The organism is Gemella sp. (genome assembly GCF_057272915.1).
On record NZ_DBHIUF010000015.1, the window covers coordinates 688 to 2,186 of the forward strand.

A 1,499-nucleotide genomic window follows, 5' to 3' on the forward strand; every position below is an offset into this window, starting at 1 on the left:
CGGTTTATTTGGTTCCACTGGTTTGTTTGGTTCCACCGGTTTATTTGGTTCCACTGGTTTGTTTGGTTCCACCGGTTTATTTGGTTCCACTTCATATACATATGTTACGTTTTGTGGTTGTTCAGTTACTTTACCTTTTTCTTCAGCTGAACCTGGTTTAGTTGTTGCAGTAAGAATATATACTTTACCATCTTTTTCGATACGTTCAGGTTTAAAGTTTGATGTTGTTGTATCGTATTCTGTTCCAAGTTGTGTATCTTTTGGTTGAACTGTTTGAGTTTCTTTTAATGTAACCCCAGTAGTTGTTTCATAAGATACTGTTACTCCTTGACCTTTAACAGCTCTATAAGTATAAGTAGCTGTTTGAGGTTGTTCAGTGAAGTTTGTTGGGACTTTATCTACTTTTACAAATTCATATACTTTACCATCTTTATCTGTAATACGATTTGGATGTTCTAAGTTTACTTTTTCGTTCAGTGATTTCTTACCAGTATTTGTCGAATCCTTGATTTCTTTTCCAGATTCATCAACAAATTTTTGAATAATTTCACCTTTAACTTCTGAGTAAACATAGGTTACAACAGTTGGTTTTTCTGTTACTTTTCCGTTCTCTTTTGGAGAACCTTCTTTTACTCCACCATTTTTCTCTACAAGTTTGTAGAGTTTTCCATCTTTCGTGATAGTTAAGTCTTTAACAGTTGTAGTATTATATTCATCTCCTGTTGGAACTTGAGATTTCAAGTGATTATCAAGTTTGATTGATTCACCAGCTTCATTTTCGTACTTAACTGTTACGTCTCCATTTTCTAGTGTGTATGCGTATGTGATTACTGCTGGTGTATCACTTACTTTTCCTTCTTCTGAAGCTGAATCTGCTTTTTTCTCTTTCAGTTTATATACTTTTCCATCTTCTGTTTGAATTCTTGGTTTCTTAACATCTTCTGTAGTTGTATTGTAAACCGTTCCTGTCTCTACACCTTTTTTCAATTCATTTGGTGTTGAAATTGCATTTCCTTTTTCGTCTTCGTACTTAACTGTTACGTCTCCATTTTGTAACTCATACTCATAAGTAACTGTTTGTTTTTCTGTAGTTACTTTGCCTGTTTCATTAGATGAATCTGTTTTTAGTCCATTATTTGCTTCAACAAGTTTATAAACTCTTCCGTCTTCTTTTCTTATAGTTATATCTTTTGTCGCAGTGTAGTTGCTTCCTACTTGTCCATCTGTTACTAATGTTACTGGATCTTTTAGGTTTTCTTCTGTTCCTGCAATGACATATTTAACTTCGACGTTTCCACCTACTTTTGGTGCGTACTCATAAACTACTTCTTGTTTCGCTTCTGTTACTTTACCTGCTTCTGTAGCTGAACCTTCTTTTAGCCCATTATTTGTTTTAACTAATTCATAGACTAATCCGTCTTTTGTTAGTGTGTTTTCTTTTGTCGCTGTATACTCACTTCCCACTTGTGCTCCTGTTGATACAGTTGTACTTGGTTTTA

1 protein-coding gene is annotated in these 1,499 nt (G+C 34.2%); it reads right to left on the reverse strand.

What is annotated here, in order from left to right:
- Window positions 1-1,499, reverse strand: a 1,499-nt coding sequence (locus tag ACO6OL_RS06500; protein WP_485502554.1) for a MucBP domain-containing protein, incomplete at both ends; no start/stop codon positions are given.